This is a genomic window from Lysinibacillus sp. FSL H8-0500 (assembly GCF_038051955.1).
In the GTDB taxonomy this organism is placed as follows: Bacteria; Bacillota; Bacilli; order Bacillales_A; family Planococcaceae; genus Lysinibacillus; species Lysinibacillus macroides.
Genome location: NZ_CP150292.1, coordinates 4,726,000 through 4,748,357 on the forward strand (window position 1 = coordinate 4,726,000; position 22,358 = coordinate 4,748,357).

The 22,358-nt window shown below is 34.4% G+C and carries 22 protein-coding genes; 13 read left to right on the plus strand and 9 right to left on the minus strand.

Annotated features, from left to right (window positions below; genetic code table 11):
• Positions 1–164: 164 nt before the first annotated feature.
• The 3 genes from psiE to MHB44_RS22825 all read left to right on the plus strand — a co-directional run bounded on the left by psiE (position 165) and on the right by MHB44_RS22825 (position 3,112).
• Entirely contained in the window at positions 165–620 is a 456-nt protein-coding gene (gene psiE / locus MHB44_RS22815) for a phosphate-starvation-inducible protein PsiE (RefSeq protein WP_341301010.1), read from the plus strand.
• 235 nt (positions 621–855) lie between these two features.
• Positions 856–1,863, plus strand: coding sequence for a hypothetical protein (locus tag MHB44_RS22820; RefSeq protein ID WP_341301011.1), 1,008 nt, complete (start codon positions 856–858; stop codon positions 1,861–1,863).
• A 115-nt stretch (positions 1,864–1,978) separates the two neighbouring features.
• Positions 1,979–3,112 carry a fused response regulator/phosphatase gene (locus MHB44_RS22825; RefSeq protein WP_341301012.1) on the plus strand — a complete coding sequence of 378 codons (1,134 nt, stop codon included), beginning with the start codon at positions 1,979–1,981 and terminating at the stop codon, positions 3,110–3,112.
• A 79-nt stretch (positions 3,113–3,191) separates the two neighbouring features.
• Here MHB44_RS22825 and MHB44_RS22830 read toward each other — a convergent pair whose 3' ends face one another.
• Entirely contained in the window at positions 3,192–4,046 is an 855-nt protein-coding gene (locus MHB44_RS22830; protein ID WP_341301013.1) for a protein-glutamate O-methyltransferase CheR, read from the minus strand.
• A 5-nt stretch (positions 4,047–4,051) separates the two neighbouring features.
• On the minus strand, positions 4,052–6,793 hold the full coding sequence (locus tag MHB44_RS22835; protein WP_341301014.1) for an ATP-binding protein: 2,742 nt from the start codon (positions 6,791–6,793) through the stop codon (positions 4,052–4,054).
• 184 nt (positions 6,794–6,977) lie between these two features.
• Here MHB44_RS22835 and MHB44_RS22840 point away from each other — a divergent pair, with 184 nt between their 5' ends.
• The 6 genes from MHB44_RS22840 to MHB44_RS22865 all read left to right on the plus strand — a co-directional run bounded on the left by MHB44_RS22840 (position 6,978) and on the right by MHB44_RS22865 (position 10,716).
• Complete coding sequence (locus tag MHB44_RS22840; RefSeq protein ID WP_341301015.1) at positions 6,978–7,307, plus strand: PadR family transcriptional regulator; 330 nt, start codon at positions 6,978–6,980, stop codon at positions 7,305–7,307.
• Positions 7,304–7,711 carry a permease prefix domain 1-containing protein gene (locus MHB44_RS22845; protein ID WP_341301016.1) on the plus strand — a complete coding sequence of 136 codons (408 nt, stop codon included), beginning with the start codon at positions 7,304–7,306 and terminating at the stop codon, positions 7,709–7,711. The genes MHB44_RS22840 and MHB44_RS22845 overlap by 4 nt, the downstream gene beginning before the upstream one ends.
• 2 nt (positions 7,712–7,713) lie before the next feature.
• Positions 7,714–8,370: a hypothetical protein gene (locus MHB44_RS22850; protein WP_341301017.1), complete on the plus strand. Its 657-nt coding sequence runs from the start codon at positions 7,714–7,716 to the stop codon at positions 8,368–8,370.
• 12 nt (positions 8,371–8,382) lie between these two features.
• Positions 8,383–9,414, plus strand: coding sequence for an alpha/beta fold hydrolase (locus MHB44_RS22855; RefSeq protein WP_341301018.1), 1,032 nt, complete (start codon positions 8,383–8,385; stop codon positions 9,412–9,414).
• 87 nt (positions 9,415–9,501) lie between these two features.
• Entirely contained in the window at positions 9,502–9,909 is a 408-nt protein-coding gene (locus MHB44_RS22860) for a MarR family transcriptional regulator (protein ID WP_341301019.1), read from the plus strand.
• A 147-nt stretch (positions 9,910–10,056) separates the two neighbouring features.
• The gene (locus tag MHB44_RS22865) at positions 10,057–10,716 is read left to right on the plus strand and encodes a hypothetical protein (RefSeq protein ID WP_341301020.1); all 660 of its coding nucleotides are present in this window, start codon (positions 10,057–10,059) and stop codon (positions 10,714–10,716) included.
• A 410-nt stretch (positions 10,717–11,126) separates the two neighbouring features.
• Here MHB44_RS22865 and MHB44_RS22870 read toward each other — a convergent pair whose 3' ends face one another.
• Positions 11,127–12,200, minus strand: coding sequence for an ankyrin repeat domain-containing protein (locus MHB44_RS22870; protein ID WP_341303030.1), 1,074 nt, complete (start codon positions 12,198–12,200; stop codon positions 11,127–11,129).
• 224 nt (positions 12,201–12,424) lie between these two features.
• On the opposite strand from MHB44_RS22870, the gene MHB44_RS22875 reads away from it, so the two are divergent.
• Positions 12,425–13,069 carry a DUF4386 domain-containing protein gene (locus MHB44_RS22875; protein WP_327037055.1) on the plus strand — a complete coding sequence of 215 codons (645 nt, stop codon included), beginning with the start codon at positions 12,425–12,427 and terminating at the stop codon, positions 13,067–13,069.
• Here MHB44_RS22875 and MHB44_RS22880 read toward each other — a convergent pair.
• From MHB44_RS22880 to MHB44_RS22905, 6 genes are all read right to left on the minus strand, one after another.
• Positions 13,053–13,634 carry a Crp/Fnr family transcriptional regulator gene (locus MHB44_RS22880; RefSeq protein WP_341301021.1) on the minus strand — a complete coding sequence of 194 codons (582 nt, stop codon included), beginning with the start codon at positions 13,632–13,634 and terminating at the stop codon, positions 13,053–13,055. The genes MHB44_RS22875 and MHB44_RS22880 overlap by 17 nt on opposite strands.
• Positions 13,635–13,780: 146 nt before the next feature.
• Positions 13,781–15,262, minus strand: a complete 1,482-nt coding sequence (locus tag MHB44_RS22885) for a malate:quinone oxidoreductase (RefSeq protein WP_341301022.1) — start codon at positions 15,260–15,262, stop codon at positions 13,781–13,783.
• 536 nt (positions 15,263–15,798) lie between these two features.
• Positions 15,799–16,740, minus strand: a complete 942-nt coding sequence (locus tag MHB44_RS22890; RefSeq protein WP_341301023.1) for a hypothetical protein — start codon at positions 16,738–16,740, stop codon at positions 15,799–15,801.
• Entirely contained in the window at positions 16,737–17,294 is a 558-nt protein-coding gene (locus MHB44_RS22895; RefSeq protein ID WP_341301024.1) for an RNA polymerase sigma factor, read from the minus strand. The genes MHB44_RS22890 and MHB44_RS22895 overlap by 4 nt, the downstream gene beginning before the upstream one ends.
• A gap of 506 nt (positions 17,295–17,800) precedes the next feature.
• Positions 17,801–18,076: a hypothetical protein gene (locus MHB44_RS22900; protein ID WP_341301025.1), complete on the minus strand. Its 276-nt coding sequence runs from the start codon at positions 18,074–18,076 to the stop codon at positions 17,801–17,803.
• A 172-nt stretch (positions 18,077–18,248) separates the two neighbouring features.
• Entirely contained in the window at positions 18,249–18,449 is a 201-nt protein-coding gene (locus tag MHB44_RS22905) for a hypothetical protein (RefSeq protein ID WP_341301026.1), read from the minus strand.
• 282 nt (positions 18,450–18,731) lie between these two features.
• Here MHB44_RS22905 and MHB44_RS22910 point away from each other — a divergent pair, with 282 nt between their 5' ends.
• From MHB44_RS22910 to MHB44_RS22920, 3 genes are read left to right on the plus strand one after another with little or no spacing between them, the layout of a single operon-like run.
• Positions 18,732–19,460 (plus strand): GntR family transcriptional regulator, encoded by a 729-nt coding sequence (locus MHB44_RS22910; protein ID WP_053997141.1) that lies wholly within the window; start codon positions 18,732–18,734, stop codon positions 19,458–19,460.
• On the plus strand, positions 19,453–20,988 hold the full coding sequence (gene gntK, locus MHB44_RS22915; protein ID WP_341301027.1) for a gluconokinase: 1,536 nt from the start codon (positions 19,453–19,455) through the stop codon (positions 20,986–20,988). Before MHB44_RS22910 ends, gntK begins: the two co-directional genes overlap by 8 nt.
• 20 nt (positions 20,989–21,008) lie before the next feature.
• Positions 21,009–22,355 carry a GntP family permease gene (locus tag MHB44_RS22920; protein ID WP_341301028.1) on the plus strand — a complete coding sequence of 449 codons (1,347 nt, stop codon included), beginning with the start codon at positions 21,009–21,011 and terminating at the stop codon, positions 22,353–22,355.
• The last annotated feature ends 3 nt before the right edge of the window (positions 22,356–22,358 follow it).

Below are 22,358 nucleotides of genomic sequence, written 5' to 3' on the forward strand. Positions count from 1 at the left end.
GTCTCACTACCTAGCAAGTTAGCACCTTACTGCTAAATCAAGATAAAAAATAAACTAAAACTTTACAAAAAGGAAAACAAAAGTTTACAGTAAATTGTTATATTTATATCATAATGTCATATAATAAACTTGAAACATTTCTAACAAGGAACTGGAGGAATTGTATGCATCAAAAAAATTCAACATATTTACAGCTTATAAAGGCTATTCCAAAGTCTCTACAACTTTTTCTTAATGCCTGTCTTGTCCTCTTAGCGCTTATCCTGTCCTTTTTGCTATTTAAAGAACTTATTGAATTTCTGAAAATCTTAATATTTTCTAAGGAAGAGGGCGATTACAAGCTATTCCTTGCTAATATTCTTATTTTCTTTTTGTATTTTGAATTTATCACAATGATTATTAAATATTTTAAAGAGGATTATCATTTTCCACTCCGCTATTTTATCTATATCGGTATTACAGCCATGATTCGTTTAATTATTGTGGAGCACGATCACCCCCTAAACACTTTAATTTATTCATTGATTATTCTCATACTGATCATCAGTTATTTTATTATTAATATCACACCGCTCGAAAGACCCTCACGATCATCGCTTTTTATAACAAAAGAGCATTAAATGAATTGCTCCTATTTTGCAACCGCTCTTTTGTTGGCGTTAAGCTCCTACAACAATATTTACAAATGCTAAAAAATCCTGTTCTTTTATATAGGCCTCACTCGTTTCTCTCCATTTTCGAAGCTTGGCATTTCGTATAAAAATATTTCATATTCATTTTTATACTCCACAATAACATATATTACCACTATAATTGAATAAGCTTGGAACATAATGATTGAGGAGGCATCCATCAATGACTTTAATGGATATTTATATTGATGAAGTAACGAAAAGACTCCATAAAAATAAGCGTGAAGAAGTAAGGCTTGAGTTAAAGGCTAGCATTGAAGCTATGTTACCACAGGAATATTCAGAATCAGAGGTGAAGGAAGCACTAAAAAAGCTGGGAAGCCCTGTAGAGGTTGCCGCAAGCTATCAGGAAACGCCTCGTTTTTTTATAAGCGCCAATGTTTATGACCAATATATAAGAACACTGAAACTTGCTATACCTTGGGCGATTTTTATTACAATTATTGTTCAAATTATCGAGAAAGTTATGCTTTATACAGGTGAAGAGGCACTTCTTTCTACAGTTATTTCAGCCTTTGCCATGACTCTTGTCGCTATTATTACTGTGTTATTTCATGTATTGTTTTGGATTACAGTTATTTTTATTGTGATTGATCGATTTGGCAAGGATACTATTCAATTGCCCTTTCTCAAAAATACAAAGCAATGGACACCTGATGATTTAGCAGACATTAAAATCATCCCTCAAGCAAAGATTATTTCTTTAAGTGAAGCTATTTCTAGCCTTATAGGAATCGCTATTTTTTCTTTTGTTTATTGGAATGCCAATCGCCTTTTAGGCATTTACACTACCAATGATAATGGTAGCTTAAAATTTGTTATGCCAATCTTCAATCAAAATATTTTGTTTCTATTTGCTCCAATTATTTCGTTCTGTATTCTTTTAAGCCTTATTTTAATATTTTTAAAATGGCGTACAGGTCAATGGACCATACTCATTGCCATTATGAATGCACTGCTTCAAATTCTAGGAACTATTGTTTTTATTCTAATAGCCATTCATCCTGATCTCCTTCATAGTGCTGCTATTCCTTACATTGCAACTATTATCGAAACGTCTTCAGCAAAGGTTACTTTTACCATAGATAAAATTTTACTTGCTAGTATTATTATTGCTGTTTTAGCCAATGCATTTGATATTTATCAAGGGTTTAAAAAAGCAAAAAGTTAAATTCCCTATACTTTTAGATCATCAAAATACCCTTACTCCCTAATGTTTTGTATAATAATAGAATTAATAATAATTGATATGTATGCCAAATCAATCAGAGTAAGGGGAAATAACTATGACCATTCTTCTAGTAGATGACAATCCGGTCAATTTATTTGTCATTGAAAAAATACTAAAAAGCGCAGGTTATACAAACTGTGTTTCTTTGGCATCTGCCTATGAGCTATTTGATTATTTACATTTAGATGCACAAAATACAGTAGATTTAATTTTATTAGATATCATGATGCCCGAAATAGACGGGATTGAAGCCTGTAAGCGTATTCAGCAGAATGAAAGATTGAAGGATATTCCCATTATATTTGTTACAGCACTTGAGGATAAAAGTAAACTAGCTGAAGCATTAGATATTGGGGGTGTAGACTACATTACAAAACCGATTAATAAAACAGAGCTGCTTGCTAGAATTCGAGTTGCCTTACGTTTAAAAACAGAATTAGACTGGCACAAACAGCATGAAAAGAAAATAACCTATGAACTCGATTTAGCAACCCATGTACAGAGAAGCTTACTTAGCCCTCCATTAGATGAAAAGGGTATTCGCATAGAAGTTTCCTACCTGCCCTGCTCTAATTTAGCAGGGGATATGTATTATTGGCATAAAATAGACGACCATCGCTATGCCATTATTTTATTAGATATGATGGGGCATGGCATATCTGCAGCGCTCGTTTGTATGTTTATTTCCTCTGTACTAAGGGAGGCTGTGAAGCAATTAAATGACCCAGAGCTTGTTATTAAGGATCTGAATCGCTATATGACCCTTTTACAAGATGGAAAAGATAATAATCTCTATTATTTCACAGCGATTTATTTAGTCATTGATACAAAGGAAAAAACAGTTGAATACATAAACGCTGGTCATCCTGCTGGATACGCACTCATTGATGAAAAAACATGTATCCCATTAAACCAAGGTAGCTGCGCTGTCGGCTTTTTTGATGAAATTAATGTGACAAAGCAATTTATTCAATATGAGCAAGATATTCAAATTGTGCTGTTTACAGATGGTGTATTAGAGGCAATGGGACCCTGTGAAATAGAAGCAGAGCAACATTTGCAGGCGCTTACATCCTCTAAATGGAATTACTCGCAAAATTTAATTGATAATTTATTGCCAACGGATAAACAAAGAAATCAGCCTGATGATATGTGTGTATTAATGATCCAAGCAAATGCAAACTCTTAAATGAAAAAAAACCGCACCTTCAATTGTTAGATAGTATCTAACAATTGGGGCGCAGTTTAAAGTAACATATTTTTTATAATCAATGCTTTTTTTGATAAATTCTCTCGTTACATGCAATTTCCGTATAGTTTGAAATCACCTCTTCAAATCGCAATGTTTCTTTATCACCTAAGCATAAAAATCCCTGATCACTTAGGCTTTCATAAAATAACTGATGCACATAACTTTGTAGCTGAGGTGAAAAATAAATCAACACATTTCTACATAAAATAACATGAAATTCATTAAATGATTGATCTGTTACTAAATTATGCTGAGCAAAAATAATATTTTTCAGTAAAGTAGGGTGGAAGTAGGCGTATTGATAGTCAGTCTTATAGTATTCTGAAAAAGCATGTGTCCCTCCAGCCAGCATGTAGTTTTTCGTATACGCTTGCATTTTATGGATTGGAAAGACGCCCTTTTTTGCCTTTTCTAAAACTTGCTCGTTCATATCCGTTGCATAAATCATAGCTCTCTCTATAAGCCCCTCTTCTTGAAGCAAAATAGCCATTGAATATACTTCCTCACCTGTTGCACAGCCAGCATGCCATATACGAATTTCTGGATAGTCTCGTAAAGATGGGATAACCTTTTCACGAAAGGCTTTAAAAAAGCTAGGATTGCGAAACATTTCTGTAACATTTATTGAAAAATCGTTTAACAGCTGTTCTAAAAATGCTTTATCGTGAATAGCCTTTTCTAGTACACGAGAAATCGTTGGGATATTATTTATTTTCATCCTATTATAGATTCTTCGCGAAATGGAGGAACGGTTATATTGTCGAAAATCAAAGCCTGATAAACGATAAACAGCCTCTAGTAACAACTCGATTTCTAAATTTGTTTGTTTATTTAATTGTATCTTCTGCTCCAAAGGCTGCATTTGTTCCATGTGTCTTAACTCCCTTTAGATACTAGCCATACTCTTAAAACTGATAATAATTGATCTAAATTTAATGGCTTACTAATATAATCAGATGCACCAGCCTGCAATGCTTTATCACGATCATTTTTCATCGCCTTTGCAGTCAATGCGATAATTGGTAAATCTATTTGTTTCATTTGCTGTCGAATAATGGACATTGCCTCATAGCCATCCATAATTGGCATCATAATGTCCATAAGAATGAGGTCAACATTATGATTAGCCTGCATAATTTCTATACATTCGAGTCCATCTTTGGCAACAAGAATGTTCATACCTCTTTTTTCGAGAGTCGTTTTTAACGCATAAATATTACGGTTATCATCGTCTACGATTAAAATATTTTTCCCTTGAAAGACCTCTACCTCATGTTGAGAAACCTTTTCTTTTTCTTGTGGCTGTTCCTCTATTAACATAACTTCCTCTGCTGTAACCGCAACCTCATTCATAGCAAGCTTCTGGCATTGCTCCTCCTCGATACCATTTGGTAGGCTCGGAATCGTTAATGTAAAGCTACTACCTTGCCCCTCTTCACTTTGGAGTGTAATCCAACCACCAAGTAATTTAGCAAACTCCTTACAAATAGATAAGCCTAATCCTGTGCCACCATATTTCCGAACAGTAGCCCCGTCTGCTTGTTGGAACGATTCAAAGATAAGTTGATGCTTGTTCTTCGGGATGCCTATACCCGTATCTGATACTGTAATTTCTAGCCAATCAGCACTAACCTCTTGCATATTACTTGTTAACTGCTGCTGTGTAAGCTGCTGAATCGTTAAGGTTACTGAGCCTCTCTCGGTAAACTTAAAGGCATTTGATAATAAATTCTTTAATATTTGATGAAATCTTTTTTCATCTGTATAAAATATATCCACAACATCATCTGCTTTCAAAATTTGGAAAGCTAAATTTTTCTTTGTCGCAACAGGTGTAAAGGTATGTTCCATTTGTATAGGTATCTCATGCATATTTACTTCATCAAAAATAATATCGAGCTTTCCTGCCTCCACCTTCGATAAATCCAAAATATCATTAATTAGTGCAAGTAGATCCTCACCAGAAGAATGAATAACCTTAGCAAATTCTGCTTCCTCATCTGTTAAATTGTTGTGGCTATTTTCTGCTAACATTTCCGATAAAATTAAAATACTATTTAAAGGTGTTCTTAATTCATGTGACATATTGGCTAAAAACTCAGATTTATAATTGGAATTTAAGATAAGCTGTTCTGCGGTTTCCTCTAATTCCTTCTTCGCCTTTTCTAGTTCTCTTGATTTTGACTCTGCCTCTTTTGTGCGTTCCTCAAGCTGTTCATTAATGATTGTTAGCTCCTCTGTCTGCATTTGTAATTCCTCAGACTGTGTTTGAAGCTCCTCTGATTGAACTTGTAATTCCTCTGTCATTGCTCTCGATTCGTTCAATAAACGCACTATTTCCATACGTCCTAAGACACTATTAATCGTTAATCCAAAGTTTTCAATCACCTGCTTCACCAATTTCTGCTGTAAATCATTAAAGCCAGTCATTGTTGCCAGTTCAACAACTGCAATCACTTCGTCTTCAAAGATAATTGGAACCAGTAAAATATTTTGAGGCTTCACTTCTGCCAAACCTGTTCGAATTAAACGATAGTCTTGTGGTATATTATCATAAAATAATATCCTTTTTTCTAAAGCACATTGGCCAATTAACCCCTGCCCTATTTTAAAGCTATTTATCCCAACGCGATCATCCCCATCAGCAAAAGCAGCCTTTTTCACAAATAGTATCTGGTCCTCTGTCTCCTCTCGGACATAAAATGCACCAAGAGAAGCTTCTGTTTTTTGTGCCACCTCTGATAGAAAGGTCTCAGCCAATCCTGTAATCGCTGAAATACCCTGATATTTCTTCACAATATCAGCAATATTTGTTTGTAGCCATTCTCTTTTTTCAACAGACTCTAGTAATAGATTTGTGGCATCTGCAAGCTCATTCACTTCATCGTTCGTCTTAACATGTATTCTTCTCTTGAAATTACCCTTTGTCACTGCAATTTCTTGGATTGTTTGCATTACTTCTGTGATCGTCTTCACAATCGAGTGGGAAATTCCATTAGCTATAATAATAGAAATAGTAGAAATAACGATTAAAATGCCAAATAAACCACTCGTTAACTGACTATTTTTCTTATCTAATTGATGAGCTTTAGCCTGTGTATAATCATTTTCAGCCGAGCGAAAAGACTCAAATAAATTACGCATTTTTTCTATGTCTTGACGTCCATTATCTACTTTAAAAAATTCATTTAGTGCTGCTGTATCATTATCCTTGGTAAATTGAATCGTTGGATTACCTGAAGTTTCAATCCAATGCTCAATCGTCTCCTCTATCTCTTTTAATTTTTCCCGCTGAGCTGGTTTCTCTTTTAATTGGAGATAAAGATCATTAAAATCAGTTTTCCAACTTTTAGCCGCATTATCATAAGGCTCAAGGTAACTTGGTTCACCCGTAATAATAAAGGCTCGCTGACTTGATTCCATATCTAATATATATTTCTCAATATTATTCGTAAGCTCCTGAACTTTTGCATCATATTTAATAATATAATTTCTTTCTTCCTGTAAAGAGGTAATTTGATGATTTAATATAATAATTGCTGCAAGTAAGCAAAGGATTATAACGATATAACCTAATGTAATCTTGGAGCGTATTCCTAATTTAAGTCTATTCAACATTTGGTTCTCCTACCTTTACATCTCATTCTATTCTTATTACTAGTATACAATCAAAAAGAATAAATGTGTTGATTTCCGCAGTGGCTCATTTCCCTTTCCATAAAAATAAATTACTTTGACAGGTAGAGTAATGTTTGCTAATATTACTCTGACAGATAGAGCAATAAACTAAAGTAGGTGACTTATGGTTCGAAGCGATATTATTCGAGGACACTTGGATGCAATTATTTTACGGCTAATTTCAGAAAAGGACCGCTATGGCTACGAAATTTCTCAGGAAATAAGTCTCCGTACAAATAATCGCTTTCAAATTAAGGAAGCAACGTTGTATGCAGTTTTCCAGCGACTTGAGAAAAAAGAAATTATTGAAGCTTACTATGGAGATGTTTCTCATGGTGGCAAAAGAAAGTATTACCGTATTACTCCATTAGGTAAAGCCTATTTAAGTGAATTAGTAAAAGAGTGGTCGGCAGTAAAAGAAATTATCGACTTATTTATGGAGGGCTTAGAATGAAAAGAATAAAAAACCATATTGATGAGCTTTTTAAGGATATTCCTCATAACCATGAAATTGAAATGGTCAAACAAGAAATCATCGAAAATCTTGAAGAAAAAGTATTTTATTTGATGGAGCAAGGAAGAGAACAAGAGGATGCCATTAACAAAGCTATTGTAGAGTTTGGCGATATGGAGGATTTAAAAAAGGAGCTTGGTGTTAAAGAGCCTACAAAAAAAAGCATGGCAAAATTAAATTTGGAGTTTTCTATTTGGGGCAGCGGTCTAATTATTGCAGTTTTTATTTTTATGAACCTGTATTACACACCACACACAATTTGGGCGATCTATCCAATCTTTGCAATCCTTTGGTGGCCACTATCTATGTATTTCGTATGGTCACGCAAGAAATGGAGTGAATAACTATGAAAAACCTCATTAACTTTTCAATAGCAGGAAGTTTAATGACCATTATTTTTTTAGGCATCGTCAATTTCATTACCTCTCCTCAAACATTATGGCTTATTTATCCCTGTTTATTGCTATTGCTATGGCCAATTACGTTAATTTTTATGGTAAAAAAAATGTACAAACAATATTCACTCGTTTGTAGTGCGATAATTATCGCATTTCTTATCGTAGAAAACTATTTATATGCGCCACATCATCTCTGGTTTGCTTATGCCATTTATCCGATTATTTGGTGGCCAATCCTGATGTACTTAGATGAAAAAGCTAAAACATTACAGGTAGCACTAATTGGCTGTGTATCCACAATTATTTATTATTCTTTATTAAATATGATTGTGTCTCCTCAATATCCTTGGGTGATTTATCCTGCATTTTTAGTGTTATGGTGGCCTCTAGCTTTATATCATGCACAACGAAAAACTTTTGTAGCATTCTCCGTTACAGCTACATTGCTGATTAGTATCTTTTTCATTATAGTCAATGTTGTTTCTTCACCAGGTGTTATATGGGCAGTCTACCCTATTTTTGTTACGTTATGGTGGCCTCTAAGTATGTACTTTTATGTGTATAAAAGAAGAATGTATCATGCTACTTTTATGAAACGCATGTAAAGAAGGTATGCTATGAAAACATTTAAAAAGTTCATTAAATATCTTGTCTTGATCATAACCTCCTTACTTTTATTGGCACTTATATTTCCAACATGGACATCATCTATAAAAGACATAAACAGCATCAGTACGCTAGAACAGGTAGAAATCAACGGTAGTGACCATGAAATTATGATCCGCGGTCATAACAAGAATAATCCCGTTATCATCTTTGTTCATGGTGGGCCTGGTTGCTCTGAAATACCCTACGCTAAAAAATATCAAGATTTATTGGAAACTGAATTTACAGTGGTAAATTATGATCAACGAGCTAGTGGGAAGTCCTATCATTTTTTTGAGGACTACTCAAATCTTTCATCTGATTTGCTTGTGGAGGATTTATTAGCACTGACTGACTATATTGCTAATCAGCTAAATAAAGAAAAAATCATCTTAATTGGTCATTCCTACGGTACATACATTGCCACACAAGCAGCTGCTAAAGCTCCTGAAAAATATGAGGCCTATGTAGGGATTGGACAAATGAGTAATACCATTGAAAGTGAGATGGACAGTTTACACTTTACGATCAAACAGGCTCAACTTAAGAATAACACAGAGGATGTTGTACATTTACAAAGATTAATGGAAGAAACCAGTAATGGTAAAACATTTACGCCTCGTCATTTAGTGAGCAAATATGGAGGGGCTACAAGACTCATTGATAATCCTGATGGAAATATGTTAGGGATGCTTTTTAGTACAGAATATAATTTGCTGGATATTATTCGCTATAACAAGGGTTTATCCTTATCCCAAGAAGTATTAGTGAAAGATGTCCTACAGCACCCACTTTCAGCTAAAGTCAATTCACTAGTCCTTCCCTTCTATTTTGTAATGGGGAACTATGATTATCAAACATCATCGAATAGTGCTAAAAAGTACTTCGACCAACTGGTTGCCACGAAAAAAGAATTCATAGCATATGAACAATCTGCTCACTACCCCCAATTCGAGGAAAAAGAGAGGTTTTTCGAATGGATGCATACGACTTTTAAAAAGTAAATATTTCTTGAAGTACTTCTACACTTGGTATCATTTATTTAATTGCTATATAATTTAATTATTAAATATTTTAACGGACGTGATTATATGGCAGAAAATCTAAACCATGTAGAAATTATTATGAAGGAAATGCTGGAAATACAGCAGAAGTCGAAAATGTTTGTAGATCTTTTATCTGAAGGAGAAGCGTTATCACAAAACCAATTAATTTTGCTTCTACAGCTAAAAATAAATAATGGGATGAAGGCAACCGAAATTGCTGAATTCTTCAGTGTCACTCCTGGAGCTGTGACCTCCATGTGCGATAAACTGGAAAAATTAGAGCTGATACAACGCATTAGAGAAAATAATGATCGTCGTGTCGTCAAAATGGCTTTAACAAATGCTGGTGACAAAAAGGTCCAAAATATTTTTTTAAAGTTTTCTCAGGATAAACTCACAGATATGGCAAGCATCTTACGTGAAGTCAATCAATTAATGAATAAAATTTTTTAGGATTTCAACAAATTGAAATCCTTTTTTTATTGCTTCAATTTTAAGCAATATTTTTATTATTGACAAAGAGGAGTTACCTATAATTTAATTAATATATATTTTAATTATTAAAATATATATTAATTAAATTAAATTGAGGTGAATTTTATGTTTCAACAACTGCGTACGCTAACACTTACAAATGGCCGTATTAAACATTTAGATGTTGAGTATGAGCAATTAAATATTCGAGGAGCTGTAGCGTTGCATCAAGAAGTTCGCATGAAAAAGGTGTCTACACATGGTCATAGCTCCTTTTATTTTCCTACTATTGTACAGGTATTTAATAGTACAGGCTCATGTACATTAAAGGATTATTGTGAAATCGATGAACTGACAAATGCAGGTAACATTAAAATAAGCGATGGTTGTGTCCAAAAGATCAATAGTTCTGGGAAATTAATGATTGAAGGAAAATTACAGAGTGAACGTTTCGAGGCTCTTGGCATAGTGAAAGCCGCAGAATTAGTGACTAATCATTTTCATTTGAAATTATCAGGAGAAAGTAAAATTGACAGGCTACTGGCTGAAAACGTGGTGATAGAAAAGGATAAAGTAACACTTATTCCCTTATTTAAGAAAAGGTTAATTTGTCACACGATCAGTGGAAAACAGTTAAAACTATCTTATACAAGTGCTGCGATTGTTGAAGGTGAAGTAGTTATAGTAGGAGAAAATTGTTTAATTGAGAGGCTTTATTATACAGATGAGTATTCAATCGCTTCAAACGCAGTAGTGCATCACATTATTCGGAGAGAAAAAGAATGACATTCCTAAAAATGCTACAAGCTTTTTTTTGCTCACTAGCTCTTATTGTATTGGCCGTTCTTTATGTTGGATTACTCTTAAGTGCTGCATTATCCGTACTCGCTGGTTTTTTACGAACATTGGGATTGGAGCAAATTAAAATGAGTATCGGGTATAACATAGATATTCCTGTTGTGTTCAGCATTCCTCTAGCACTCCTAGTAGCTATATTTCTGCTCTTTTGTGCCATATACATCAAACGTTCTATCGTATTCTGTATATCAAAGCTTCGGGGATAGAGCGATAAATAAAAGCGTTAAAGAAATAGATATTTTAACGCTTTTATTTAGCTTTTATATCGTCTATAAATATACCTTTAATGATACGCGAATCAAGCTCATCCTCAAAAAGGGGCATTTTAAGCAACATTGCTAAAGCTCCCCTTCAAGAAAATGAATAAGATATTTTTCCGGTTTAGCAAGGAACTCTTTAAAACTACATAAATCAGCATATTCCTCATGCTCCACATCATAGCATCCGATCTTTCCCTTTGGATTCCAAACAATTTCTATATCAGAATAATTACCGACAGATGCTGAAAGTCGGAGAAGTTTTTGACGACCAATTTTCATCTCAATTGTGTCAGTGAGTTTAAAAAACTCAATATACTGAATGTCATAATCATTTGGGGCAAGCTTAAGATGCAATTGATCTCCTGTTAGAAACTCAACCAATTCATCTGGTAGTTTGTATTTTTTTAATGCCTCTTTTTTGTGCTCTATTGTATGAAGTTCTATAGGCTCAAGTGCTTTCAGATAATCCGCTAACTCTTTATTTTTCATACCTACCGCAATTGTATAAGCTCTTTCTCCATCTTTCTCTGCTAACGTAATATCTGCTCCCTGTTCAACCAAATATTTTACCATGTCTAAATTACCCATACGTGTGGCAACGGTTAATGGTGTGGCGCCATAAGGATAGACCATATCTGACTGTTGATAATTAATATTTACCCCTTGCACAAGTAAATATGAAACTATTTTCATATCATAATTTGATACAGCCTGACGCAATAGCGCTCCCCCATGCTGTCGAATATCAAGCCCCAGTTCGTGGATAAGTGGAATATTCCCTTTATTCCCATAGTACGCTTGCGAATAGGCTCCAGATCCAACCTGATTATCTCCATCTAATTTTGCCCCATGCTCAACAATATAGCGGACTATCCTTTCCTTACAATATCGAACAGCCTTTAAGAAAGCAGGGTTCTTTTCAACATTCAGATTCACATTATGCGCTACCAATAGTTTTACTACATCAAATTGTTGTGAAATCAACGCTAAATCTAATGGACTTAATGATGTGTGCTTACTTAATGGAATAGCCCCTTCAATACTCCAACCATTATCCAGTGCATTTTGTAAAGCAGAAATATCACCATTATAGATATGCATGGCGATTTTCGGTAACTGAGGAAACGTTCCAATATCTTGTAGCTTAATCATCAAATAAATAGCCCCTTTCCTGCATTTACAAATAGTATAGAAAACATACTGCTTTCAGGTAATTTAGTCAATTAAATAACTCTCTTGATTTAAGTTAATGCCTCTGCACAATACTTTCTCTTAAAATAAAAGTAAACATATAGAAAGGGGCTATATTTGCAATGCACATCACTACACAAAAGCTTTCCTCTCAAAGGAAATCCGCTTTTATTGGAGGAATATTTTTGATTATCATGGCTGCGGCTGCATTTTTTTCCTATGGCTATGCTCATCAAAGTCTTGTAGTTAACGGAAATGCCTATGATACTTTTGCTAATCTAAAGTCGTCCTCCACTCTTTTCAAAGCTGAGATTTTCTCTTGGCTTATTATTTTAATTGCAGATATTATTGTTGCTTGGGCATTTTTCATTTTTTTGAAGCCGATACACAAGCAACTTGCACTTCTTGCAGCTTGGCTTCGTCTTATATATACAGCTATTTTGGCTATCGCTATTGCTCATTTAATCCTTGTGCTACTTTTAACAAGCAATTCCGCTCCATTGTTAAATGTCGAAGAGCAAGCGATGTTGTTTTTGAATGGATTTCAAGTAATTTGGGATATGGGATTGATTATTTTCGGAGGGCATTTAATGGTTGTAGGCTATATTACAATGCAGTCTTCTACCATACCTAAAATGATAAGCTTTTTATTATTACTAGCTGGCTTAAGCTATATTATCATGCATACATTGTTGACGTTTTTCCTGCAATTTGAAAAGACGATAGCCATTTTCCAAGCTATTTTAAGCATTCCGATGCTTCTAGGGGAAATTAGCTTTGGTATATGGCTAGTAGTTAAAGGTGGAAAAATCATTAAAAATGGTTATTAAGACGCTTTTTAATCCTGCTTAATAATTCAGGGGTAATGCCAAGGTAGCTTGCCAATTGATGCTGAGGAACACGATTGATTAACGAAGGTCTTTTCTTGATGAATGCTTTATAGCGTTCTTCTGGTGATAATGCAATAAAAGTTGCTAATTCATCTTGCATCTCGCCAAAATTATGCTCAATCATTTTACGGGTCATGATTGCAAGCTGTGTATATTTGTTGTACATCTGTTCTTCAACAATAAGGTCACCTACAACCACTATACAGTCTTCTAAGCAAACAAAAGTATAAGAAGATGCTTTATCCTGCTTATGATGCTGAAAGCTTGTAATAGCCTGCTCCTCTGTATAAAAATTGGAGGTTACCTCTTTTCCTGCCTCATCTAAAGAATATTGTCGAATACAGCCTTGTAAGACAAAGTAGCATTTTGTTGGAATATCTCCTTGTTGAAGAAGTATTGTTCCTTTTTTAACTTCCTCAATTTGTATTTCATTTACAATAGCTAACTTCTGTTCTTCACTAAGGGTTGTATATTTATCCATGTACTTTATAAGGATATCTTTCATTGGGTCCTCCTTTTAAATAAATGGTATATTTTACAGAGTATTTTAATATATATAATAATATAAGCTATTTTCCATCAAATAAAAATGGAACCCTCAATCTTTAGATGATTGAAGGTTCCATATAGAAACGCTTACATAAGTTACCTTTATTTTAACTGAAGTGCTTGATCTGTAGTTTCATTTACTTCTTTTAAAAGCTCTGGGTTTTCCGCTAAAGATAAACCGTAAGATGGAATCATTTCTTTAATTTTTGGTTCCCATTCTTTTATTTGTTGTGGGAAGCATTTATTAATAACCTCAAGCATAACATGTACAGCCGTAGACGCACCTGGTGAAGCTCCCAGTAACGCTGCAATTGAGCCATCAGCAGCACTTACAACCTCTGTACCAAATTGAAGTGTTCCTTTACCGCCTGCTTCTGTATCTTTAATAACTTGTACACGTTGACCAGCGACAATAATGTCCCAATCATCACTTTTTGCATTTGGAATAAATTCACGTAATTCTTCCATGCGTTGCTCTTTTGATAGCATAAGCTGTTGGATTAAATATTTCGTTAATGCCATTTCTTTAACGCCTGCCGCTAGTAATGTTGCAATATTATGCGGTTTTACAGAAGCAAATAAATCCATATTTGAACCTGTTTTTAAGAATTTTGGTGAGAAACCTGCGAATGGTCCAAATAATAATGATTTTTTATTATCAATATAGCGTGTATCGAGATGTGGAACAGACATTGGTGGCGCACCAACTTTTGCTTTTCCATATACTTTTGCATGGTGCTGATTAGCAACCTCTTGATTTTTACATGCTAAAAATAGACCACTAATAGGGAATCCACCGATATGTTTTCCTTCAGGAATACCTGATTTTTGTAGTAATTCAAGGCTTCCTCCGCCAGCGCCAAGGAAAACAAATTTCGCTGTATGGTATTCCATTTTACAACCATCTAAATCGTGAACATGTACTTCCCATGAACCATCACTATTTTGTTTTAAGCTTTCAACACTATGATTGTAGTTAATATCGACATCTTGTGTTTTTAAATGATCAAATAACATACGTGTTAAAGCACCAAAGTTAACATCTGTACCCGCATCGATTTTCGTTGCAGCAATATCTTCATCTGCTGGACGATTCTCCATAATCAATGGAATCCAATTTTTTAGTGTTGCAGGATCATCAGAAAATTCCATTCCCTCAAATAATGGATTTTTCTTCATCGTTTCATAACGTTTTTTTAGGAATTCAACATTTTCTTTTCCCTGTACTAAACTCATGTGTGGTAGAGGCATAATGAAGTCTTGTGGATTAGCAATCAACTTATTGTTTACAAGATACGACCAAAATTGCTTTGAAACTTGGAACTGCTCATTCACATTAATCGCTTTTTTGATATCAATGGATCCATCTTTTTTCTCAGAAGTATAGTTCAGCTCACATAGCGCAGCATGTCCAGTTCCCGCATTGTTCAACTCATGAGAACTTTCTTCTCCTGCTTTTTCTAGCTTTTCGAATACTGTAATTTTCCAATCTGGTGCTAATTCTTTGAGCAGTGTTCCCAAAGTTGCACTCATGATTCCGGCACCAATTAAGATAACATCTGATTTAATTTGTCTGTTACTCATTTTTACCTTCCTTATATATTAAGATTTGCAGAAAGGATGTAAGCTCTCCTGCTTAGAAGTACAGTAAGCCTTGGAGTAACCGTGGAGCACACCATTTCTGTATCAATTATTACCTTCTTGCAGTTTATCACAATTAATTCAAGAATAAAATATCAACAATTTATATGAGGCTTATCCGTTTTTTTCGAGCCTTTCTATTCATAATTCAAGCAAAAAACCTACTATTATTTTATAGGTAATTTAGCTGTTATGAAATTATCGACAGCTAAATAGTTGACATTTTCATATAAACCAATTCTTTATGTTGTTATATCTATATAATAACATAAAAACAAGGAGCTCACCTTGTTTCTAAACTAGCTCCATATTCATAAGAATTTTATCAAGAAACAGCTATTTTGAATCAATCTTTTAACACTATTCCCCTCTATTTTTTTAAAAACATCCCAAGCATCTTTATCTATTCCGTCAGATGCCTCTATTTATTTTTCTGTAATATTATTTTTTAAAAACAATATCATTATATTAAGATATATTTATTCTCCATATTCTTTAACAGTTAATTCCTTACGACTCACTATATAGCTTACTACTACGTTTTCAATAAGAGCTGTATCTTCATATGAAAGGCTTCCTCTAAATTCTAATGTATCATTGTTCTTCCATACAAGATGATCTGCATAGCTATAGCTTTCATGGTCCATGCGAATCCACGTAGTTAACTCTTTTTGTGCCCCGTATTTGACCCTTGCCGACTCTATTAATTCAGGACTTCCCAGCCCTTCTTCAATATTAAGTATCTCCACAAAATCACTTTTATTAGAATTGGTGACAATTGCGACTAAATTCCGATCTGGCGAAGGAATGATTTCTTTAATATACATTGATGGCGTTGAAAAGCTAACACTGGTTTCAAGCCTATTCTCTTTAATACGCCAAAGAACATTTTGACTACCATAATCCGAATAATTATTAAATAATGTAAATATGATACTATCATCTGCCAATTTATATACATATGGACTTTGAAATTTTTGTGATAAAATATCCACTGCAAAAGCCGCCGCATCAGCAATTTTTCCATTATCATCTTGCATAAAAGGCTTAATTTTTGTAAGTGCCTTCTTTCTCATCTTTTGATTATTAAAGCTTTCAACTAACCTATTAATCGCTATATAAATATACTCGTCATTATCACTATCTAAAGCCTTTAAAAACTTATCAGCATCATATTGTGTAACTGGCATTAACTCTATATTTTCTGTTGTTAAATAACGAATATAAAGCTCCGCATTTTGATTTTTATAGTAAACCGCTGCTAATGAGGCTGTGGAAATAGAACTGATAATCATCAAACATATAGCTATAGCTATCCACTTTTTAGGTAAATTTGTTCTCTTTATTTTCTCTCGACCAGCCGCTTCAATTAAATCTTCATCAATTAAGCCAATCTCTTTATATAAATCCTCTTTCTTCATAATTGAACCCCCTCCTCTTCCAAATAAAATCTTAGTTTATTACGAGTCCTAAATAATCTAGATTTCACCTTGCTACTACTCATTTGAAAATGTATTGCAAACTCAGCAATGGAATAAGAATACCAATACCTATGAATAAATAAATTACGGGATTGCTGATCTATCGTATATAAAAATTGACTAATATACTTTGCTATTTCGCCAGCCTCATACTCTGTTTCAACCGTATATGGAGAGGCAATACACTCTTCCAGCTCGGCTAATATCATATTAAATTCAGGATTTCTCTTTTTAGCTGTATTATAGCTATATCTATCAAGTGCTATATTACGCATAATTTTGCCTAGAAATACTGCTAGTCTTTTCGGTATGGTTGGGGGTATTGTATGCCAAGCTGCCAGATATGTATCATTTTCACATTCTTCAATATCTCTATAGCTTGACAAAATATTTCTTGCTATCACCTTACAGTAAGCACCGTATTTATCCTTCGTTTCCGCAATAGCTTGTTGGGAGCGTTGGATATAGAGAGCAACTATTTTTTCATCTTCCATACATTTCTTCTCCTTTTATTCACTGTTACTTATTAAAGTAGAAAATCTTTAAAATTGGTTGCACTTTAGAACAAAAAATTTTCGTCAACCTTCAATGGTCATATGCTATCCATCACTTGATAGAACCTATCAAGCATTTGCAATATGCTATCCATCTCATTCAAAAAGCCGTACTTGCACAGAGCAAATACGACTTTTTCCACATGCATTTACAATAACTTCATCAAAAGCTGATAAAACAACCCTTTATATTGAATATCAAGTACACTAGCAATAATAATTACGATAATTATTAAAAATACAAATATCTTCTTATTTTCGGAAATCCATTTCAATAGAGACCACTCCTCTAGCTTTATAGTAAACATCTATAAGTATAGATGAGGTTCCTGCATAATAGTAATCCCTATTTATGTAAAAATAATGTCATTACACATAAGAATATTTGCAATAAACGTTAAAGGCTTAAGCCCGTCTATTTGGACTTAAGCCTTTTTTACTTTTTATTATTCTGTTATATTTTTCTTCATTTCATGTAATTGCTGCTTAATCTGCGCTAGGTATTCTTTGTTTTGCTGCACTGTATCTAAATGTTCACCATATTGTTCTGCATTGACACGTGCATTTTCTGCATGCTCTATTTGATTGAAGGCATGCTCTATCGCTATCTCCTCTGGATGTGATTTTGCATGCTTTAACAAACGATCAGCTTTTTGAACAGAATTACTAAACAATGTACTAGGATGATCCTGCTTCCAACTTGTATCTGAGTGTTTCGCCAATTTATCCATCTTCCCTTCTTAAAAAAGTTAAATGTTCTAAATGTAGTATTATAAAATATTCAAAAAATATAACCCGAAGAACACAACACATTATTTCCCAGGTTATAAAAAGGAACTAAGGTATACACCTTAGCCCCTCCTCTCAATGTGTTGAATAGCCGTCAAATATATCTTAGTGCCATGCAGTTCGCTCGCTTACAGGTTGTTTGGTATCTGTTTTCTCTCGCATTTGGGCTAAGTTATTTACATTATCAAGCTCAAATTCAGATCCAAACTCCTCCTGCTGAAGCTTTTGGTGATGATGGTTGCTTTTGCTTGCACTTCTCGCCCCATTGACTTTTGCACTGTTACGATTGTTCTTTATATTTGACATAACCATCCTCCATTGATTATTTGAAAGGTTATAAAGCCCTTTGTTTTATAAACCTTTCATTCCTAAAGTTTATCCATGACTAGAAAATTTATAAATAAAAGCTTTATATTCTCCTCGTGGTTAGACATAAAAAGTCATTATTTAGGGTAAATATATTGATGAATCTTTATTTATTATCATTACCAAAAGTTTGAAAAAATTTTCAAGACTCTTGCAATCCTATTTTCTTTTTGGCTATAATACTTGTATACAAGTATACTTAAAAATAAAAAAGGTGATATTATGAGCGAATCTAAGGACTATTTATATCCACAAAAATGGCTTTCTAAGGCTTCGACAGGAGATCGCGTCGCATATGAACTTAGAATGCGGATTATTGCAGGCATAATTGAAAGCGGTACCATTCTTTCTGAAAATAAATTGGCTGCTGATTTTGAAGTAAGCCGTTCACCTATCCGTGAAGCATTAAGAACACTGTCATCTGAAAATATTATCCGCTTAGAAAAAACAGGCGCTGTTGTACTAGGCTTGTCAGAAAAAGAAATTGAAGAAATTTATGATGTGCGTTTATTGATTGAAACATTTGTGTTTGAACGCCTTATCAAAATAGATACAACTAACCTAGCCATGGAGCTTAGTAAAACCTTAGAAATGATGAAGGTTGCCATAAAATATAATGACGCTGATGAATTTTCTTATCAGGATATACTGTTCCATGAAGCCATTATTCGCTCCATTGGACACTCTTATATCACCATGATTTGGAATAACCTAAAGCCAGTAATGGAAGGTTTTATTCTGCTATCAATGCGGATGCGCTTTAAAGAAAAATATGAAGATTTTGATCGGATTATTAAAAACCATGAATTATACATTGATGCTATTAAAACAAAGGATAGAAAGCTTATGATTAAATCCTTGCATGAAAACTTCGATGATGTCCAAGGTAAGGTAGAAGATTTATGGAGATCTCAAATGCTATCTAAAGGAGTTGAAGCACAAGATGACTAGCTATATGTTAGGGGTCGATATCGGGACTACAAGCACAAAAGCTGTTCTATTCAGTGAGCAAGGCAAAGTAATTCAACATGAGAATATTGGATATCCGCTTCATACACCTGATATTTCAACAGCTGAGCAAAATCCAGATGAAATTTTTCATGCTGTCCTTCAAGCTATTAAAAATATTATAAAAGATCATTCGGACAAGCCGCTTTTATTTATTTCCTTTAGTAGTGCTATGCATAGTGTTATTGCCATAGATGAAGACGATCAGCCATTAACGCCTGTTATTACATGGGCAGATAATCGTAGCGAAGCATGGGCACATAAAATTAAAGATGAATGGAATGGACATGAAATTTATAAAAGAACAGGTACACCTATTCATCCAATGTCACCGTTAAGTAAAATTACATGGCTTGTCAATGAATACCCTGAAATAGCAAGTAAAACAAAAAAATATATTGGCATTAAAGAATACATTTTTAAAAAGTTTTTCGATCAATATGTGGTCGATTATTCATTAGCTTCAGCTATGGGCATGATGAATCTTCATACATTAGATTGGGATGAAGAAGCATTAGCAGTTGCAGGTATTACAAAAGCACAATTATCTACACTCGTACCAACGACTAAACAATTTACCAATTGCAATGCTAAGCTAGCAAAACAAATTGGCATTAACCCACAAACACCCTTTATCATTGGTGCGAGTGATGGTGTCCTATCCAATTTAGGTGTAAATGCCATTAAAGAAGGCGAAATTGCTGTCACAATTGGCACAAGTGGTGCGATTCGTACAATTATTGATAAACCAAAAACAGATGTAAAAGGGAGAATTTTCTGTTATGCCTTAACTGAACATCATTGGGTTATTGGTGGTCCTGTCAATAATGGTGGTATGATTTTCCGCTGGATTCGAGATGAATTTGCTTCTTCTGAAATTGAAACAGCTAAAAGATTAGGCATTGATCCATACGAAGTATTAACGAAAATTGCCGAACGTGTTAGACCTGGTGCTGACGGATTATTATTCCATCCATATTTATCAGGAGAGCGTGCACCTTTATGGAATCCAGATGTACGCGGTTCATTTTTCGGCTTAACAATGTCCCATAAAAAAGAGCATATGATTCGAGCTGCCCTAGAAGGGGTTATTTATAATCTATATACGGTTTATTTAGCTTTACTTGAATGTATGGAAAGCTCTGTCACTCGTATTCAAGCAACAGGAGGCTTCTCACGCTCTGAAATTTGGCGACAAATGATGGCAGATATTTTTGAATCAGATGTAGTCGTACCTGAAAGCTATGAAAGCTCCTGTTTAGGTGCTTGCATTTTAGGCTTATATGCTACTGGAAAAATTAATTCCTTTGAAATTGTTGCTGAGATGATCGGTGATACGTATAAACATACACCAAGAGAAGAAGCTGTAAAGGAATATAGACAGCTACTGCCTATTTTTATACGTCTATCACGATTATTAACAGATGACTATACAGCTATTGCCAATTATCAAAGAAACTTAAATAAATAAGCTTCAGAGGAGGAACATATATGCCATTAGTTATTGTTGGTATTGGAATTATTGCGCTACTAATTTTAATCATGGGCTTTAAACTAAATACTTTTATTTCATTAATCATCGTATCGTTTGGCGTGGCTTTAGCCCTTGGCATGCCTTTAACAGAAATTGTGCCAACAATTGAAGCTGGCTTGGGCGGAACACTTGGTCACTTGGCATTAATATTTGGTTTAGGTGCTATGCTAGGTCGATTAATTGCTGATGCAGGTGGTGCCCAGCGTATTGCCATGACACTTGTCAATAAATTTGGGGAAAAGAATATCCAATGGGCTGTTGTAGCAGCATCATTTATTATTGGTATCGCTTTGTTCTTTGAAGTAGGGCTAGTGCTATTAATCCCAATTGTCTTTGCGATTTCAAGGGAATTAAAGGTTTCGATTTTATACCTTGGTATTCCCATGACAGCAGCCTTATCTGTTACACACGGATTTTTACCGCCACATCCAGGCCCTACCGTAATTGCTGGGGAATTTGGAGCGAATATTGGGGAAGTATTACTTTACGGATTTATTATTGCCATTCCAACTGTTATTTTAGCTGGCCCACTCTTTACAAAGGTGGCAAAAAAGCTAGTGCCTGAATCCTTCAACAAGGAAGGGAATATTGAATCTTTAGGTGAGCAAAAAACATTTAAAATAGAAGAAACACCCAGCTTTGGTATCAGTGTTTTCACTGCACTATTACCTGTTATTTTAATGTCAATTGCCACAGTTATTACGTTGCTACAAAAAACAATAGGCTTTGAGGATAATACACTATTAGCAGCTATCCGTTTTATTGGAGAGGCTGGTACTGCCATGTTAATCTCCTTATTAGTTGCAGTTTATACGATGGGGATAGCAAGAAATATTCCAATTAAACAAGTAATGGAATCTTGTACAACAGCTATCCTGCATATCGGGATGATGCTGTTAATTATTGGGGGTGGTGGCGCCTTCAAACAAGTGCTGATTAATGGTGGCGTTGGTGACTATGTAGCCGAACTATTTAATGGCACTACGTTATCACCTATTTTACTTGCGTGGATGATCGCTGCAATTTTACGTATTTCATTAGGGTCTGCTACAGTTGCTGCGTTAACAACAGCAGGACTTGTTATCCCAATGCTAGGTCAAAGTGATGTTAACCTTGCTCTGGTCGTTCTCGCTACAGGAGCAGGAAGCTTAATTGCCTCACATGTAAATGATGCAGGCTTTTGGATGTTTAAAGAATATTTTGGCTTAAGCATGAAGGAAACATTTGCAACATGGACATTACTAGAAACAATTGTATCCGTAGCTGGGCTAGGTTTTATTTTATTACTTAGTTTATTTGTCTAACAA

What these genes read in the sequence shown, in the direction of transcription:
- MHB44_RS22890 (WP_341301023.1), bottom strand. Translation starts at nt 16,740, where the DNA reads ATGAAGAAAGAGGATTTATATAAAGAGATTGGCTTAATTGATGAAGAT.
- MHB44_RS22860 (WP_341301019.1), top strand. Translation starts at nt 9,502, where the DNA reads ATGGCAGAAAATCTAAACCATGTAGAAATTATTATGAAGGAAATGCTG.
- MHB44_RS22840 (WP_341301015.1), top strand. Translation starts at nt 6,978, where the DNA reads ATGGTTCGAAGCGATATTATTCGAGGACACTTGGATGCAATTATTTTA.
- MHB44_RS22850 (WP_341301017.1), top strand. Translation starts at nt 7,714, where the DNA reads ATGAAAAACCTCATTAACTTTTCAATAGCAGGAAGTTTAATGACCATT.
- MHB44_RS22920 (WP_341301028.1), top strand. Translation starts at nt 21,009, where the DNA reads ATGCCATTAGTTATTGTTGGTATTGGAATTATTGCGCTACTAATTTTA.
- MHB44_RS22870 (WP_341303030.1), bottom strand. Translation starts at nt 12,200, where the DNA reads ATGATTAAGCTACAAGATATTGGAACGTTTCCTCAGTTACCGAAAATC.
- MHB44_RS22835 (WP_341301014.1), bottom strand. Translation starts at nt 6,793, where the DNA reads ATGTTGAATAGACTTAAATTAGGAATACGCTCCAAGATTACATTAGGT.
- MHB44_RS22880 (WP_341301021.1), bottom strand. Translation starts at nt 13,634, where the DNA reads ATGAAAGATATCCTTATAAAGTACATGGATAAATATACAACCCTTAGT.
- MHB44_RS22905 (WP_341301026.1), bottom strand. Translation starts at nt 18,449, where the DNA reads ATGTCAAATATAAAGAACAATCGTAACAGTGCAAAAGTCAATGGGGCG.
- MHB44_RS22845 (WP_341301016.1), top strand. Translation starts at nt 7,304, where the DNA reads ATGAAAAGAATAAAAAACCATATTGATGAGCTTTTTAAGGATATTCCT.
- MHB44_RS22825 (WP_341301012.1), top strand. Translation starts at nt 1,979, where the DNA reads ATGACCATTCTTCTAGTAGATGACAATCCGGTCAATTTATTTGTCATT.
- psiE (WP_341301010.1), top strand. Translation starts at nt 165, where the DNA reads ATGCATCAAAAAAATTCAACATATTTACAGCTTATAAAGGCTATTCCA.
- MHB44_RS22820 (WP_341301011.1), top strand. Translation starts at nt 856, where the DNA reads ATGACTTTAATGGATATTTATATTGATGAAGTAACGAAAAGACTCCAT.
- MHB44_RS22885 (WP_341301022.1), bottom strand. Translation starts at nt 15,262, where the DNA reads ATGAGTAACAGACAAATTAAATCAGATGTTATCTTAATTGGTGCCGGA.
- MHB44_RS22895 (WP_341301024.1), bottom strand. Translation starts at nt 17,294, where the DNA reads ATGGAAGATGAAAAAATAGTTGCTCTCTATATCCAACGCTCCCAACAA.
- MHB44_RS22830 (WP_341301013.1), bottom strand. Translation starts at nt 4,046, where the DNA reads ATGGAACAAATGCAGCCTTTGGAGCAGAAGATACAATTAAATAAACAA.
- MHB44_RS22910 (WP_053997141.1), top strand. Translation starts at nt 18,732, where the DNA reads ATGAGCGAATCTAAGGACTATTTATATCCACAAAAATGGCTTTCTAAG.
- gntK (WP_341301027.1), top strand. Translation starts at nt 19,453, where the DNA reads ATGACTAGCTATATGTTAGGGGTCGATATCGGGACTACAAGCACAAAA.
- MHB44_RS22855 (WP_341301018.1), top strand. Translation starts at nt 8,383, where the DNA reads ATGAAAACATTTAAAAAGTTCATTAAATATCTTGTCTTGATCATAACC.
- MHB44_RS22865 (WP_341301020.1), top strand. Translation starts at nt 10,057, where the DNA reads ATGTTTCAACAACTGCGTACGCTAACACTTACAAATGGCCGTATTAAA.